The 15,463-nt window shown below is 71.8% G+C and carries 16 protein-coding genes and 4 pseudogenes; 11 read left to right on the top strand and 9 right to left on the bottom strand.

Annotation, left to right across the window (positions count from 1 at the left end; translation table 11 throughout):
- Positions 1-99: 99 nt before the first annotated feature.
- Entirely contained in the window at positions 100-633 is a 534-nt protein-coding gene (locus ACKTSN_RS02405) for a hypothetical protein (RefSeq protein ID WP_409467549.1), read from the bottom strand.
- Between the two features lie 164 nt (positions 634-797).
- Here ACKTSN_RS02405 and ACKTSN_RS02410 point away from each other — a divergent pair, with 164 nt between their 5' ends.
- The gene (locus ACKTSN_RS02410; protein ID WP_431197141.1) at positions 798-1,379 is read left to right on the top strand and encodes an AMIN-like domain-containing (lipo)protein; all 582 of its coding nucleotides are present in this window, start codon (positions 798-800) and stop codon (positions 1,377-1,379) included.
- 21 nt (positions 1,380-1,400) lie between these two features.
- On the opposite strand, the gene ACKTSN_RS02415 is transcribed toward ACKTSN_RS02410, so the two are convergent.
- From ACKTSN_RS02415 to ACKTSN_RS02425, 3 genes and pseudogenes are all read right to left on the bottom strand, one after another.
- Complete coding sequence (locus ACKTSN_RS02415; RefSeq protein WP_409467551.1) at positions 1,401-1,874, bottom strand: SRPBCC domain-containing protein; 474 nt, start codon at positions 1,872-1,874, stop codon at positions 1,401-1,403.
- 27 nt (positions 1,875-1,901) lie between these two features.
- Positions 1,902-2,773: pseudogene (locus ACKTSN_RS02420) on the bottom strand (NmrA family NAD(P)-binding protein).
- Positions 2,773-2,910, bottom strand: a complete 138-nt coding sequence (locus ACKTSN_RS02425) for a nuclear transport factor 2 family protein (protein ID WP_409467552.1) — start codon at positions 2,908-2,910, stop codon at positions 2,773-2,775. The pseudogene ACKTSN_RS02420 and the gene ACKTSN_RS02425 overlap by 1 nt, the downstream one beginning before the upstream one ends.
- A gap of 605 nt (positions 2,911-3,515) precedes the next feature.
- Here ACKTSN_RS02425 and ACKTSN_RS02430 point away from each other — a divergent pair.
- The 10 genes and pseudogenes from ACKTSN_RS02430 to hypE form a co-directional block, all read left to right on the top strand.
- Positions 3,516-3,987, top strand: a pseudogene (locus tag ACKTSN_RS02430) (nickel-dependent hydrogenase large subunit); the annotation flags it as partial.
- A gap of 373 nt (positions 3,988-4,360) precedes the next feature.
- Positions 4,361-4,573 (top strand): annotated as a pseudogene (locus tag ACKTSN_RS02435) (hypothetical protein); the annotation flags it as partial.
- The gene (locus ACKTSN_RS02440) at positions 4,570-5,082 is read left to right on the top strand and encodes a hydrogenase maturation protease (protein ID WP_409467553.1); all 513 of its coding nucleotides are present in this window, start codon (positions 4,570-4,572) and stop codon (positions 5,080-5,082) included. The pseudogene ACKTSN_RS02435 and the gene ACKTSN_RS02440, both read left to right, overlap by 4 nt.
- 54 nt (positions 5,083-5,136) lie before the next feature.
- Positions 5,137-5,253 (top strand): DUF6893 family small protein, encoded by a 117-nt coding sequence (locus tag ACKTSN_RS02445; RefSeq protein ID WP_409467554.1) that lies wholly within the window; start codon positions 5,137-5,139, stop codon positions 5,251-5,253.
- 135 nt (positions 5,254-5,388) lie between these two features.
- Positions 5,389-5,784, top strand: a complete 396-nt coding sequence (gene hypA, locus ACKTSN_RS02450; RefSeq protein ID WP_409467555.1) for a hydrogenase maturation nickel metallochaperone HypA — start codon at positions 5,389-5,391, stop codon at positions 5,782-5,784.
- 2 nt (positions 5,785-5,786) lie between these two features.
- Positions 5,787-6,482, top strand: coding sequence for a hydrogenase nickel incorporation protein HypB (hypB, locus tag ACKTSN_RS02455; RefSeq protein WP_409467556.1), 696 nt, complete (start codon positions 5,787-5,789; stop codon positions 6,480-6,482).
- Positions 6,483-6,502: 20 nt separating this feature from the next.
- On the top strand, positions 6,503-8,911 hold the full coding sequence (gene hypF, locus ACKTSN_RS02460; protein ID WP_409474709.1) for a carbamoyltransferase HypF: 2,409 nt from the start codon (positions 6,503-6,505) through the stop codon (positions 8,909-8,911).
- A 10-nt stretch (positions 8,912-8,921) separates the two neighbouring features.
- Positions 8,922-9,221, top strand: coding sequence for a HypC/HybG/HupF family hydrogenase formation chaperone (locus ACKTSN_RS02465; protein ID WP_409467557.1), 300 nt, complete (start codon positions 8,922-8,924; stop codon positions 9,219-9,221).
- Positions 9,218-10,417, top strand: a complete 1,200-nt coding sequence (gene hypD / locus ACKTSN_RS02470; RefSeq protein WP_409467558.1) for a hydrogenase formation protein HypD — start codon at positions 9,218-9,220, stop codon at positions 10,415-10,417. The genes ACKTSN_RS02465 and hypD overlap by 4 nt, the downstream gene beginning before the upstream one ends.
- Positions 10,418-10,436: 19 nt before the next feature.
- Positions 10,437-11,477, top strand: coding sequence for a hydrogenase expression/formation protein HypE (hypE, locus tag ACKTSN_RS02475; RefSeq protein WP_409474710.1), 1,041 nt, complete (start codon positions 10,437-10,439; stop codon positions 11,475-11,477).
- A 37-nt stretch (positions 11,478-11,514) separates the two neighbouring features.
- Here the strand turns inward: hypE and ACKTSN_RS02480 are convergent.
- From ACKTSN_RS02480 to ACKTSN_RS02500, 5 genes and pseudogenes are all read right to left on the bottom strand, one after another.
- Positions 11,515-11,744: pseudogene (locus tag ACKTSN_RS02480) on the bottom strand (hypothetical protein).
- Positions 11,728-11,979, bottom strand: a complete 252-nt coding sequence (locus tag ACKTSN_RS02485) for a DUF6400 family protein (RefSeq protein WP_409467559.1) — start codon at positions 11,977-11,979, stop codon at positions 11,728-11,730. Before ACKTSN_RS02485 ends, ACKTSN_RS02480 begins: the two are co-directional and overlap by 17 nt.
- Before the next feature lie 102 nt (positions 11,980-12,081).
- Positions 12,082-13,275, bottom strand: coding sequence for a glycerate kinase family protein (locus ACKTSN_RS02490; RefSeq protein ID WP_409467560.1), 1,194 nt, complete (start codon positions 13,273-13,275; stop codon positions 12,082-12,084).
- A gap of 11 nt (positions 13,276-13,286) precedes the next feature.
- Positions 13,287-14,702, bottom strand: a complete 1,416-nt coding sequence (locus ACKTSN_RS02495) for an SLC13 family permease (RefSeq protein ID WP_409467561.1) — start codon at positions 14,700-14,702, stop codon at positions 13,287-13,289.
- 74 nt (positions 14,703-14,776) lie between these two features.
- Positions 14,777-15,439: a response regulator transcription factor gene (locus tag ACKTSN_RS02500; protein ID WP_409467562.1), complete on the bottom strand. Its 663-nt coding sequence runs from the start codon at positions 15,437-15,439 to the stop codon at positions 14,777-14,779.
- Positions 15,440-15,463 lie beyond the last annotated feature (24 nt).

Consider the following 15,463-nt stretch of genomic DNA (forward strand, 5'->3'; position numbering starts at 1 on the left):
CGATCCGGCTGGGCGTACGGCCCTTGACTGCCGGCCGTTGGACCAGCGTGAGGGGACTTACGTCTGCCTGCCCGGCTCGCATCATTCGGCTGTGTCAGGTCACGGTGTCGGGGTCGGTGGTGCTGCCTTCACGGCAGTCTCCAGCAGACGGTCGGCCAGCCGGGCAAAAGAGGTGCTCAGTACCTCGTCCGTGGTGCGGTCGGCGTAGGTCTGGAAGACCAGGGCAGCCGTGGCCTGGACCACGGGCCTGACACGAGTCGCGTCGATGGGGAACGGCCCCTGCATCTGAACCGGCACCGGCCACTTCCTCGGCCAGGGAATCCTGGGCGGATCGGGGCACAGGTCGTCCCCCACCTCCTTGAGAATTTCGGAAGGGTCGCCGCCGGCCATACTGGCGGCGATGGTGGCTTCCGCCGCCGCCAAGGACATGTCACGGATGGCGAACAGCATGGCCTCGCGGGGCGGCAGCGGCTGCGGGTTGAGGCTCAGCCGGCCGGCTCCCGCCGAGCCGACACCTACGGTGCCGCTGAACAGGGGCTGGCGTGGATTGACGATCTCCCACAGCCGGGGGTCCAGATGTGCCAACAATTCGAGAACGCGGACGGTCTTGGACGCGCTGGACAGGTCGGTCACGCTCACTCCATCCCTCCGGGACTTGACAGCGCGTGATCGTATGACTAGACGAGACGATCGTTCGCGCATTCCTGCGATCGAGGGCGCGCCCAAGGAGGCGCAACCATTCGACTATCTCGGGTGTCGTATCTGATAACAGTCATATGCGCACCTTGGGGGACACAATGGCGCGAACAACGACAGCATGGGTAACACTCGCGCTCATGGGCGCCACGTCGGTGGTGGCGGCGGCTCCGATCGCAGCCGCCCCGGCCGTCACCGCACCGGCCACGGCGTGCCCCACCGGATGGGGCAGCCTGGAAAAGACTCGCGCCTCCACCACGACAGCGCCGGTCACGAACGTCAGGACCGGCCGCCAGGCCTGCTACGACCGTATGGTCGTCGATGTTCCGGGTGCGGGCAGCAGCGCTCTCGGCTACACAGTCAGGTACGTCGACCGCCTTCACCAGGACGGATCAGGCCGCCCCATACCCGTCGGAGGCCAAGCCGTGCTCGAGGTGCGGGTGGCCGCGCCCAGCTACGATCCCGAAACCGGCGCACCGGCGTATCCCGGCCGGGCGGGGCGCCCGCTGCCCGGCGTGGATCTCACCGGGTACCGCACTTTCAGGGACGCACGGTTCGCCGGCAGCTTCGAGGGCGAGACGCAGATCGGGCTCGGGGTGCGTGCGCGGCTGCCCTTCCGGGTGCTGGTGCTGAACGATCGCGTCGTGGTGGACGTGGCTCACAACTGGACCGGCACGCCCTGAAAGTTCCCTGGCCACGGAGGCTCAGCCCGGACGACGCTCACCCGGCTCCACGAGCCGGGCGAGTCGTGCCAGGGCCATGCGGGTGCCCGTCTCGTTGTCCGCGGCCGGTACGGCATCGGGAATACCCTCGTGCACCACGAGGACGTCCGTCCCGCCGTCCGCGTCGGTGAGCGTGGTGGTCAACGTCATCGTGCCGCGCAGTGCGGGGGCCGCGGTCTCGAACTCCATGACCTCGACCACCTGCTCGTCGGGCACGAGCCTGGCGAAGTGGCCGTGGTAAGTGTCGGTGTGCGGGTCCGTCTTGCCCGCGCCGACCGGCATGTCGTACGTGAGCGAGATGCGGAACGCTCCGCCTTCGCGGGCGTCGAACTCGTGCACCTGACTGCTCATTCCGTCCGGCACCCGCCACTGGGCGATTGCGTCAGCGTCCACGAGCGCCCGATACACGGCCGCACGCGAGGCGTTCACATGCCACGAGACCCGGGTCGAGTACATGGCCCCAACATAGACGCCGACCGGCGGTCAGGCCTCGCCCACCGCGGATCCGCGCGGCGTCAGCTCCCGTTCAGCGAATGCGCGGAAGCTGTGCGGAGATTGGCCCGTGAGGCGTTGGACCGTGTCGCTGGTGCGGTCCTCGGCGCCGTCGGCGATGGCACGGTCCAGGTCGGCGAGCAGGGCGGCGAACTCGGCGGGCATGTCGGCTGCCAGGCGGTCGCGCATCTGCTCGTGGGTCAAGGGGCAGTGGGTCACGCGTCGGCCGGTGACCTCGGTGAGGATCGCGGCGATGTCCGCGTAGCTCAATGCCTCGGGTCCGGTGATGGTGAGGTCGGTGTTCAGGGCGCGCTCGTCCGTCAGTGCGTGGACGACGACGGCGGCGATGTCGTCGGCGTCGACGAATCCGATGCGGCCCTCACCGGCTGCCGTCCGGATGGTCCCGTCCTCCCGGATGGTCCGGGCGTGTACATGGTCGCCGGTGAGGTTCTGCATGAACCAGGAGGGCCGCAGGACCGCCCACTCGGAAACAGGGCCGGCAGCATCCGGTGAACCTGCCCGACGGCCGGACCACCGGCGGGGATCGCTGACGAACTGAGCAGCACCGCGCGCCGCACTCCCGCGATTCTGGCCTGCCGGAGGAAGGGCAGCATGACTGCCGCCGGGTCCGGGGAACCGGGCGGCGGAACGAGGTAGACCCGGGTCACGCCGTCGAGGGCCGCCTCGAAGGACGCGGGGGCATGCCAGTCGAACCGCACGGCCCCGCAGCCGACGACCGTGGTGGCACGCCGGCCGGCGGCCCTGACGTCTCTGCCCTCGGCGGCCGGGCGGGCGGCGATGCGACTGCCGGTGGTGGTGCCGGTCGCGCCGACGGCAAGGATGGACTCCTGCGCTGCGGGCATCAGTTGCTCCCGGCGAAGCGGGTGGCGGGGTCCTGAACAGCAAGCGGACTCCAGTAGTCGCGATAGCGGATGATGAGGCCGTTCCTGACGGTGACGACGGCGACGTACGACATGTCGAAGGGGCTGTCGTTGGTCATGAGTCGGCCCACTCCCCGCATCTCGACCACGATGGTTTCCGGGTCGGTGGTCAGGTGCGTCTCGACATGGGGGAAGTCGCGAGATCCGGGCCCAGGGGTCAGTGACGCGCCGGCGTCGGTGTGGGCGGCGGTCAGCCCGGGCGCTGCTTGGTCGCGGAGTCGTCGGGGTCGGCCCCGGTGAAGGCGGAGTCGTCCTTCGTCCCGCTGCCGGGGGAAGGAACGCTGTCGGTGCCCGGACGACAGAAATCATCCCGCTTCACAGCAATCCGGTTCACAGCGATCCGGCCATATCAACGATCCCCGAGCGTGAGCCAGTCCCAGCCCCAGGCCGCGACACTCCTCCCCCAGCCCCGACCATGTGGCGGGAACCGCAACTCATACAGGTGACGTACGAGATTCGTGCTGACATCCGCGGGGGCTTGTGCCCGACCATCGCAAGCGGCCGGTCGCCGCGCCATCGACCGGCCCGAGCATCCGCGGAAGGGTCGCCATGCGCATTCTGCTCATTGCCCTCCACGAGGACGTCGACGAGTGGAGCGTCACCGTGCTCCAGGCCGACGAGGAGCTGAACGCCGGTCCCGTGTGGGTCATGGCGACGTTCACCAGGCCGCCACGTGCCCCCCTCCACGCTGTACCCGGGCGGTGTCGGCACGATCGCGTCGGTCCAGCTCCTCACGGACCACATGACACGGCCCATGCACTACGTGGAGTTCATGAAGCGGGCCGTGCCGCTCCACGACGGCCTGTTCGACTTTTTCCACGAGGCGCTGCCCGGCTACGAGCAGGGCGGCCGCCGGCGCATGTTCGTCACCCCGGCATCATCGTGGACGGCACGCTCGTCACCAACGACCTCACGGAGATCAACCGCTGGGTGATGTCGCCCCGCTGGTCCGACGGCAAGGAGTACCTGCCGCTGGACACCGGCGGCGGCCCCGTCGCCCGCCTGTGGTCCACCGCCCTGAACGGCCTGTGGACAGCGGCTACGTCAAGGCCACCGGCCACGGTGTCGTCATCAACCTGCTTCGCACGCTCACCAAGCCGGAGACCACCTTCGAGTGGAAGATCCCGCAGTGGAGTCGGCCGGGGAGAGGACCCCATGACCACGACGACCTTCGCCCCCGACACCAAGGCCCGGCTGGCCGTCGCACGGCAGGTCGCGGACGCCGAGGAGCACGACTTCCAGCACACCGAGCTGCTGATGAAACCCCGGCGGGGAGCCGTGCTCGCCGTCGAGGTCCGCTTCCTGCACGCCCAGCGGCGCACCGTGCAGCGGGCCCGTCCGGACGGCGGCTTCGAGACCGTACCCGAACTGCCCCTGGACGACCGGGTGCTGGTCCCCTGGGACGAGAGGCACCAGGAGACGATGCGGTTCGCCGTGCCCGTGGACGAGCTGACGGAGGCCGGCACCGTCGTGCCCTTCACCCGGCCCTCGGTCGACATCACCGGGCGGGTCGTGCGGCCCCGGCTGAGGCACACCGACGCCCAGGACCTGTTCCTCGACGGCCGGACCGCCCAGGTGGAGGCGGTCCTGCACGACGTCGACGGGGGCGTGCACATCGCGGTCACCATCGAGGACGACCCCGGCGCCGACATCCGCCGCGAGCAGGGCCGTTACCTCTACTTCCAGCCCGACGAGGCCGACCCCGCCCTGGAGGACGCTTGAGCACCGACGCAACGCCCCGCCCGCGCACGCTGGTTGCCGGGGCGGGCAACATCTTCCTCGGCGACGACGGATTCGGCGTGGAGACGGCACGCATGCTGGCCGACCGGGAACTGCCGGCCGGCGTCGAGGTCGCCGACATCGGCATCCGCGGGGTCCACCTGGCCTACCGGCTCCTCGACGGGTACGACACACTCGTCCTCCTCGACGCGACGGCGCGGGGAGGCGAACCGGGCACCCTCTACGTCATCGACGCGGCGGAACCCGACAGCCTCCGGGCACCCGGGAACACCCCGATCGACGGCCACCGGATGACGCCCGACGCCGTCCTGGCCCTGCTGGACACCCTGTGCGCGCACACCGGCGCGACGCCTCCCCGGCGCACGCTGGTCGTCGGCTGCGAACCCGCCGCCGTCGAGGAAGGGATCGGCCTCAGTCCGCCGGTGGCCGCCGCGGTGACCGAGGCGGTGCGCCTGGTCACCGAACTGGTCCGCGACCAAGCCGTCGTATGACATGGCGAGGACGGCCCCGGCGCCACGTCCGGGCACCCACCCCCACGGAGCACCATGAACAAACGCCTCATCGGCCGTACGACGGCCGCCGCCACCGCCACCGCACTCGCGGCGTTCGTCGGGCACGTCCTGCCCGACATCCGCCGCTACCTGCACATCCGCAGGATGTGACATCCCCCGGCACGTACTCGCGTGCACCGAACGGGCTAGGCAGGCGTGTGATCGCGGCGCGCCCGCCTCAGCGCCGTCGGCCCCCGCCGTGTAATGGGCGGCGGAGAGACACCCGCGCGCCCAGGACGGAGACCGATGCACGAGATGTCCCTCGCCCTGGCGGTCGTCGACCAGGTCGAGCGAGCGGCCCGGTCCCGCGGAGCACACGGTGTGCAGCACGTGCACGTCGAGGTCGGCGAGCTGGCCGGAGTGGTCCCCGACGCGCTCGACTTCTGCTTCGAACTCGCCTGTGCCGGGACCGTCCTGGAAGGCGCCGACCTGGTCACCCGGTCCGTCCCGGCCCGGGCGCGCTGCGCGCCGTGCGGGCGGAGCTGGCACACCGGCATGCCGCCGGACCTGATCTGCTCCCAATGCTCCCGGGCCGCCACCGCGTTGGTGTCGGGCCGCGAACTGCGGATCGCCGAGGTGCGTTGGGCCGCCGAGGACGACACGCCCGAGTGCGCCCCCGCAACGAACGTCGAGGAGACCTGACCATGTGCCGCGTAGTCGACCTCCAGCAGGCGGTGCTCGCCAAGAACGCGATGGCGGCGGACGTCCTGCGCACCGAACTGACGGCCCGGGGCACGACGGTGGTCAACCTCTTCTCGAGTCCCGGCAGTGGCAAGACGGCGCTGCTGGAACGGGAGTTGCTGCTGGCCCGGGAGCGCGGCATTCCCGTCGCCGCCCTCACCGCGGACCTCGCTACCGAGAACGACGCCTCCCGCCTGGCCCGTTCGGGCGTTCCCGTGAAGCAGGTGCTCACCGACGGACTGTGCCACCTGGAGGCCGACATGCTCGCCGGCCACCTGCACGACTGGCTTCCCGAGGACACCCGCCTGCTCTTCGTGGAGAACGTGGGCAACCTCGTCTGCCCGGCCTCCTACGACCTCGGCGAGTCGTTGCGGGTCGTCCTCGCCTCGGTCACGGAGGGCGAGGACAAACCGCTCAAGTACCCCACCGCATTCGGCCTGGCGCAGCTCGTGCTCGTCACCAAGATCGATCTGGCCGGCCCAGCCGCTTTCGACGAGGCCGCCTTCCGCGCGAACGTCCAGCAGGTCAACCCGGGCGTCGAGGTGCGCCTGACTTCCGCACGCAGCTCAAGGGGCGTCGGGCTGCTGCTCAACCGGGCGCTGGCGGCGGCCGACGGGCGTCGCGTCCATACGCCGGTGATGGCCCGGGTCGAGGCGTGAGCACCACCCCGGACGTGAGCATGCAGCGGGCCGGCACGGAGCTCGCCGCACCGGTGCGGCGCACTCGCGTCATGGTCCGGGGCGTGGTGCAAGGGGTGGGATTCCGGCCGTACCTGTACGGCCTCGCCACGGACCTCGGGCTGGCCGGCCAGGTGACCAACACGGGCGACGGCGTCGTCGTGGAGGTCGAGGGCGAGCCGGAAGCCGTCGACCGGTTCTGTGCCCGCATCGTGCCGGACGCGCCGCCGCTCGCCCATGTGGAGTCGGTGAACACCATCGACCTGCCCGCCACGGGTGGCAGCGGTTTCACCATCGTCCCGTCGGACACCGCCGGCCCCGTCCAGACCCTGGTCGCCCCCGACACCGCCACCTGTGGCGACTGCCTCGCCGAACTCGCGAACCCGGCCGACCGGCGCCACCGCCATCCCTTCATCACCTGCACGCACTGCGGGCCGCGCTTCACCATCGTCACCGGTCTGCCGTACGACCGCGAGCACACGACGATGGCCGGCTTCCCCCTGTGTCCCGAGTGCGCGCGCGAGTACCACGACCCCGCCGACCGCCGCTTCCACGCACAGCCCATCGCCTGCCCCTTCTGCGGCCCGCGGCTGCGGCTCGTCGTGACGGACACCGGCGCCGGCATCGAGGAGGACCCGGTCGACGCGGCACGCTCGCTGCTCGCCGCCGGGGCGATCCTCGCCGTCAAGGGCATCGGTGGCTACCACCTCGCCTGTGACGCCACGCAGCCGGAGGCGGTCGCCGAGCTGCGCCGCCGCAAGGCCCGCGGCGACAAGCCGTTCGCGCTGATGGCCGGGGACGTGGCCGGCATCGAGCACCTCGTGCACGTCGGCCCCGTCGAACGGGAGCTGCTCACCGGCCGGGTACGCCCCATCGTCCTGCTGCGGCGACGCCACGCTGTCCGCCGCGGACCGGGCAGGCTCGCGCCCGCCGACGCCGTGGCGCCGGGCAGCCCTGATCTCGGGGTCATGCTGCCGTACACGCCCGTGCACCATCTGCTGCTCGGGACGGCCCACCGTGGGACGCGACCGGCGGCGCCCCGCCTGCTGGTGATGACCAGCGGCAACGTCTCCGGCGAGCCGATCGTCACCGACGACGACGAAGCCCTCGACCGGCTGGCCGGGCTGGCGGACGCGTGGCTGCTGCACGATCGGCCCATTCACATGCCGTGCGACGACTCCGTCGTGCGCGTCTGCGACAGCAGAGCGCTCGTGCTGCGCCGCTCGCGCGGCTACGCCCCGCTGCCGGTCACCCTGCCGTTCCCGGTGGTCCCCGCGCTCGCCGTCGGAGGCGACCTCAAGAACGTCTTCTGCCTCGCGCAGGGCGACAAGGCCTGGCTGTCCGCCCACATCGGGGACATGGACGACCTCGCCACCCAGCGCGCGTTCGGCCGCGCCGAGCGGCAGCTCGAATCCATCACGGGGGTGCGACCGGGCCTGCTCGTCACCGACACGCACCCGGCGTACCGGTCGGGCGCATGGGCGCGGCGGGACGCCGACGGACGTCCCGTCGCCCGGGTCCAGCACCATCACGCGCACATCGCCGCCGTCCTGGCCGAGCACGGCGTCGAGGACGGCCGCCGGGTGATCGGCGTCGCCTTCGACGGCACCGGGCACGGCGGCGACGGTGCCGTGTGGGGCGGTGAGTTCCTGCTCGCGGACTACGACGGCTTCTCCCGGTTCGCGCACCTGGCCTACGTACCGCTTCCCGGAGGCGACGCTGCCGTGCGGCGGCCGTATCGCATGGCGCTGGCACACCTGCGCGCCGCGGGCGTCACCGCCGACCAGGACCTGCCGTGCACCGCCGCCTGCCCGCCCGATGAACTTCCGCTGCTACTGAGGCAGTTGGACCGTGGCCTGAACTGCGTGCCCACCTCCAGCATGGGCCGGCTCTTCGACGCCGTCTCGTCCTTGACCGGCGTCTGCCACCACGCGGGATACGAGGCGCAGGCCGCGATCGAGCTGGAGGCAGCGGCGGTGTCCTCCGGTGTCGAGGACGAGGACCCTCGGTACGCCTTCCGCCTGACCGGGTGCGAACGGCCGGACGCCGCGCCGCTGGCTGCCGATCCGGCGCCGCTGCTGGCCGCCGTCGTCGACGACGTGCGGCTCGGCGTTCCCGCCGCGGTCGTCGCCGCCCGCTTCCACCTGGCCGTAGCACGGCTGGTGCGGACGGTGTGTGCCGCGGCGCATGAGGCGGCCGGCTTGGACACGGTCGCCCTCACGGGCGGCGTGTTCGCCAATGTGCTGCTGTCCTCGGCCTGCGCCCGCGGTCTGCGCGCGGACGGCTTCACCGTGCTGCGCCACCAGAGGATCCCACCCAACGACGGAGGGCTGGCCCTCGGCCAGCTCGTCGTGGCCGCCCGGGCGGCGGCCGGAGTGGATGACGGGCGCGGGTCCGCCCCGCGAGAGTGAGGAGACACGCATGTGCCTGGCGGTACCCGGCCGAGTGCTGGGCATCGAGGAACGGGACGGCACCCGGATGGCCACGGTCGATTTCGGCGGTGTGGTCAAGGAGGTGTGCCTGGAATACCTGCCGGACCTCAAGGTCGGTGAGTACGCCATCGTCCATGTCGGATTCGCCCTGCAACGGTTGGACCAGGAGTCGGCACGCAGGACGCTGGAGCTGTTCGAGAGCCTCGGCATGCTCCAGGAGGAGTTCGGCGACCCCTGGGAACAGGCCGCTCAGGCCGACGCCGGCCCGGCCGGGGAGGTGCTGCGGTGAGGTACGTCGACGAGTTCCAGGACCCGGAGCTGGCGGCGCGGCTGCTCGACGACATCAGGGCCACGGTGACCCGGCCCTGGGCGCTGATGGAGGTGTGTGGCGGGCAGACGCACACCATCATCCGGCACGGCATCGACCAACTCCTCCCGGACGAGGTCGAGTTGATCCACGGGCCGGGCTGTCCGGTGTGTGTGACCCCGCTCGAGGTGATCGACAAGGCGCTGGAGATCGCCTCGCGGCCCGAGGTGATCTTCTGCTCCTTCGGTGACATGCTCCGGGTTCCGGGCACCGGCCGTGACCTCTTCCAGGTGCGCGGCGAGGGCGGTGATGTGCGGGTGGTGTACTCCCCGCTCGACGCGCTGCGGATCGCGGAGGACAACCCGGACCGGGAGGTCGTGTTCTTCGGCATCGGCTTCGAGACGACGGCCCCGCCCAACGCGATGACCGTGTACCAGGCCCGCAAGCGGGGCGTCCGCAACTTCAGCCTGCTGGTGTCGCACGTCCGGGTCCCGCCCGCGATCGAGGCGATCATGCAGTCGCCCGACTGCCGTGTCCAGGGCTTCCTTGCGGCCGGGCACGTGTGCAGCGTGATGGGGACGGCGGAGTACCCGCGGCTCGCCGAGCGGTTCCATGTGCCCATCGTGGTCACCGGGTTCGAACCGCTGGACATCCTCGAGGGCGTGCGGCGCACCGTGCGGCAACTGGAGCGGGGCGAGCACACGGTGGACAACGCCTATCCGCGTGCCGTCCGGGCCGAGGGCAATCCGGCGGCGCGGGCGATGCTGGACGACGTCTTCGAGGTCACCGACCGTGCCTGGCGCGGAATCGGCGTCATTCCCGAGAGCGGCTGGCGCCTGTCCGCGCGCTATCGCGACCACGACGCCGAGCACCGGTTCCAGGTCGGGGACATCAGCACGCGGGAGCCCGCCGAGTGCCGCAGCGGTGAGGTGCTGCAAGGGCTGCTGAAGCCGCACGAGTGCGAGGCCTTCGGCACGACGTGCACCCCGCGCACGCCGCTCGGGGCCACCATGGTGTCCAGCGAGGGCGCCTGCGCCGCCTACTTCCTGTACCGGCGGCTCGACCTGCCGGCCCGCCCGGACGCGGCCACCGGCCGGACGCCGGCCACCTCCACGACGGCCCCGGATCCCACGGCGGCCGTGACGACCCCCAGCCTGGAGGACAGCTCCGTTGTCTGACTCCACCGCAGCGCCGGACATGCTGTCCTGGACCTGTCCCACGCCTTTGCGCGACCGGCCGCGCGTGGTGATGGGCCACGGCGGTGGCGGCGCCATGTCCGCCGAGCTCGTCGAACAGGTCTTCCTTCCCGCGCTCGGCGGCCGGGCGCCGGCCGCGTTGACCGATTCCGCCGCCGTCGAGCTGGGCGGAGCGCGCATCGCGTTCTCCACCGACTCGTTCGTGGTGCGGCCGCTGTTCTTTCCCGGCGGCAGCATCGGCGACCTCGCCGTCAACGGCACCGTCAACGACCTCGCCATGAGCGGTGCCCGAGCGGCCTACCTCTCGTGCGGCGTCATCCTGGAGGAGGGCGTCGAGCTCGACACCGTCACCAGGGTGGCCGAGGCGCTCGGTGCCGCCGCCCGTACCGCCGGCGTGCGGGTGGTGACGGGCGACACCAAGGTGGTGGAGGCCGGACACGGCGACGGCGTGTACATCAACACCTCGGGCATCGGGCTCATCCCGTCCGGAGTCGATCTTCGGCCGGAGCGGGTCGTCCCCGGCGACGTCGTCATCGTCAGCGGCGCAATCGGCGTCCACGGTGTGGCCATCCTGAGCGAGCGCGAGAACCTGCGGTTCGGCATCGAGATCGAGAGCGACTGCGCGGCGCTCGGCGGACTCGTCGAGACGATGCTCGCCGTCACCCCGGACCTGCATGTACTGCGCGACCCGACGCGGGGCGGTCTGGCCGCCTCCCTCAACGAGATCGCCGCCGCGTCGGGAACCGGGATCGTCGTACGGGAACGTTCCGTGCCGGTACCGCCTCCGGTGGCCAGTGCCTGCGCGATGCTGGGTCTCGACCCGATGTACGTCGCCAACGAGGGCAAGCTCGTCGCCTTCGTCCCCCGCGAGCACGCCGATGCCGTCCTCGCCGCCATGCGCGCGCACGAGCTGGGGGCCGAGGCGGTGGTCATCGGCGAGGTGGTCGAGGACCATCCGGGCATGGTCGTGGCGCGGACCGGGCTCGGCGGCACTCGGGTGGTGGACATGCCGCTCGGCGAGCAGCTTCCGAGGATCTGCTGACCGGCCCCGCGCGATCCGGAACCCTCCGCATTCGGGTTCAGCGGGTTCGGCCGCGCCTGCCGGGGCGGGTGTCCAGGGTCCAGGTGTGCGTGCAGCCGGGCACTGGAGGTGCACCAGCGCTCCCTCGTTCGCTATGAGGTAGCGCCAGTGCACCGGGCAGTTGCGGCCCTCGGCGCACGGGGCGCAGTCGCGCGCGTCGTCACAGCCGGGACAGGGCACCCAGGCACGCCGGGCCCGGTCCGCCTGCGGGTCAATCGGAAGTCGCATCGCCCGTGTCCCGTCCCGGCAGCACGCCGGCCTCCGCGAGCATGGCGTACGTCCGCTCCTGGTCGGCGTCCAGACCGGAGTACAGCAGGGAACGGGCCGCCTCCTCCGACCGCAGCGCGGCGACGGGATCCCAGTCGGGCCCGAGCGCCGCCACCACCTCCGCCCGCCGCCGGGCCTCCTCCAGGGTGAGGTCCAACGTGAAGGTCAGGAGGTCGGGGTCGGAGCGGTCATTCATGGGGCGGTGCTTTCGCGGGGAACGTGCTGGCCGAGCCACGTCTACCAGAGCGGATCGCCGCGCGTGAAGGGAATGTGACTGACGTCATCGGAGGGTGGGCAGCTAGCGCACCTGCAGCGTGAGATCGGCCCCGGACGCTCGCGTGTGCACCGGTAGCCGGGCCCCCAGCAGGATCATCCGCAGGGCGCGATCGGTGGCGTCTGTGAGGAGTTCCGAGGCCCTTGCCAGTGCCTCGGCGAGTGGCATCGGTGCCGGGAGGATCGCGCTGCAGGCGTCCACGCCGGGCACGTCGTCGGCGCCCTCGCCGAGGGTTCCCGCCAGGGCGAGCACCGGACGCCCGTGCAGTTTGGCGCGGCGCGCCACCTCGGCGGGGACCTTGCCGCGGGGCGTCTGGTGGTCCAGGGCGCCCTCGGCGGTGACGACCAGGTCGGCGCGGGCGAGGCGGGCGTCCAGGTCGAGGTGGTCCAGCAGCACGTCGAAGCGGGGCAGCAGCCGGGCGCCGAGTGCGGCGAGGCCGGCGCCCAGGCCGCCCGAGGCGCCGGTGCCGGGGCCGTGGTGGAGGTCGGTGGTGGTGACGGCGAGGTCGCGGGTGAGGACGTCCGCCCAGTTCTCCAGGCCGGCCGACAGGTGCTCGACCTGCGCGGGCGTCGCCCCTTTCTGCGGTCCGAAGACACGGGCCACGCCCCGCTCACCGCACAGCACGTTGTACGGGTTGCAGGCGACGAGGAGCTCCACCTCTCGCACGCGGGGGTCCAGTCCGGACGGGTCGATACGGCTCAGCCGCTTCAACTCCAGGCCCCCGCATGGGAGTTCGCAGCCGTCGGCGTCCAGCAGCCGGGCGCCGAGCGCCTGCAGCGCGCCCGCGCCCCCGTCGGACGTCCCGGAGTCGCCGCAGCCGATGAGGATCCGCCGTACGCCGGTGTCGAGTGCGGCGCGGATCAGCTCGCCGACGCCGTACGTCGTGGTGGCACCGGGATCGCGGCGGGCCAGAGGGACGAGGCTCAGGCCGGCGACCGCGGCCATCTCCACGACCGCCGTGTCCCGGGATCCGAGCAGCGCGAAGTGCGTGTCGACCGGCTCGCCGACCGGGCCCGTGGCGGGCAGTGCGACGAGCCGTCCACCGGTCGCGGCCGACAGGGCGGCGGCCGTGCCCTCGCCGCCGTCGACCAGGGGAATCCGGTCGATCCAGGCGTCCGGCAGGACCCGGCGCACGCCTGCCGCGATGGCGTCGGCGGCGGCCTCGGCGGACAGGGACTCCTTGAAGCCGCTGGGGGCAACGACGACACGGGTCAGCATGGGACCAGCTCCTAACGGACGACGGGGACGCCGAGCAGCGGCCACACCGCGACGGCGAAGAGCAGGACGAGCGCGGCGGTCAGCGGTGCCAGGACGGCGGACAGGCGCAGCAGGTCGCGTGGGGTGTAGGTGGGGGTGCCGGGGATGTCGGCGAAGAGGGTGACCGGCTTCGCGGAGGCCGGAAGCGTGTGGCAGAAGCCGGCGGCTGCGGTGGAGGCGAGCGCGGCCGTGACCGGGTTGACTCCGGCGCCGACGGCGGCCGCCACCACCAGCGGAACCAGCACCGAGGAGCGGGCGGAGCGGGACTGCAGCACCAGATGGGCCGCCGTGCTGACCACGACCACGAGGGTCAGGAACACCACCGGGGTGACGTCCGCGGGCAGCCCGGAGACCACCCACTGCGCCGCGCCCGAGTCGGCGAGCGCCACGCCCATGGCCATGGTCGCGGCCATGAACAGCAGCAGTGACCAGGGCACCGTCTTCAGAGCGTCCTTCAGCCGTACGGTGCCGAGGGCGGGCGAGGACGCCACGATCGCGCCGATCAACGCGACGACCGCGGGCGGCACTTGGTGCAGCGGTTCGCTGCACCACAGGACGACCACCGTGCCCAGCAGCAGGGCACAGCGCTTCTCGGCCTGTGTCCAGGGGCCGGTGACCGGGCTCTTGCTGTGCTCCTGGATCTCCTCGGCGGTGATGTGCACGGCAGCCCTGCGGTCCGCACGCCGCGTGGTGGTCAGCAGGACGGCTTCGGCGGCCAGGTGGGAGGAGGCCACGGCCAGGGGCAGCCCGAGCAGCAGCCACTGGGTGAAGCCGATCCGCTCGCCGGCCGCCTGCCACAGCACCGACACGGTGATCAGGTGTGCTCCGGCACCGATCAGCGTCGCCACCGCCGACAGCAGGATCACCGTGGGGAACAGCAACGCCAGCATCACGACCAGGCGCCTGCGGTCGGCGAGCGCCTTGGCGAGGGCGAGGAACACCGGCAGGGCGAGCGCGGCCCGGCCCGATGTGGCCGGCACCGCGAACGCCGTGACGACCAGCGCCGCCGTCGTCAGGTGCACCAACTGGCGCACGGTGCGCGCCCCGCCCACCAGGAACGCCGCCGCCCGCCCCGCGATCCCGGTCCGGGTCACCGCGGCGGCCAGGACGAAGGCACAGATCAGCAGCCACACGGTCGGGTCACCGAGCGTGCCGAACAGCGTGTCGCTGCTGATCACCCCGGTCACCGTCAGCGCGAGCCCGGCACCCAGCGCGATGTATGTGTCGTCGACCGGCGTACCGATCCAGGCGCAGGTCGCCAGGGCGAAAACGGCGAGGGTGAGGCGGGCCTGCCCGCTCATGCCGGGGAAGTTGTCGGGGACCGCGAGCAGCGCGCACAGGGACAGCGCCACGCACAGTGCTGCGGTCGGACGGAGGTTCAGGGTCACGTCATCGAGAATTCACGCGGCCGGTGAGTGAGCAATGAGCCTCGGATGAAGGAAACCTCACGCACACGTCGGCCTCACGCCGGCAGTCGGTACCCCATCCCGCGGACCGTCTCCACCGCTTGCGCACCCAGCTTCTTGCGCAGCGCCCGCACGTACACGTCCACGATGTTGGACCCGGGATCGAAGTCGTACCCCCACACGTGGGACAGGATCTGCTCGCGGGACAGGACCTGCCCCGGATGCCTCAGGAACAGCTCCAGCAGCACGAATTCACGGGCCGTCAGATCGACGGTCCGCTCCCCCGCCCGGGCCCGGCGGGTACGCAGGTCCAGGGTGAGCGAGCCCGAGCGCAGCACCGTCACCTCAGGTGCCCTGGCCGCCGTACGCAGCCTGAGCCGCACCCGTGCGAGCAGCTCCTCGAAGCGGAACGGCTTGGTCATCCAGTCGTCGGCGCCGCCCTCCAGACCGGCCACGGTGTCACGTACGGAGTCCCGCGCGGTCAGCACGATCACCGGCACCGTCACCCGGGCTTCGCGCAGCTCGCGCAGGACGGTGAAGCCGTCCCGGCCGGGCAGGCCGATGTCGAGGACGACCAGGTCGAAGCCGCCGGTCAGGGCGTACTCGTAGGCCGTGTCGCCGTCCCCGACGACGGTGGTGGTGAAGCCGCCTGCGCGCAGGCCCTTCTCGACGAAGGAGGCGATGCGTTCCTCGTCCTCGACGATGAGAATGCGGTTCACGTGGGTGCCTCTGCTGCTTTCCGG

This window comes from Streptomyces flavusporus (assembly GCF_046267975.1).
GTDB classification, from domain to species: Bacteria; Actinomycetota; Actinomycetes; order Streptomycetales; family Streptomycetaceae; genus Streptomyces; species Streptomyces flavusporus.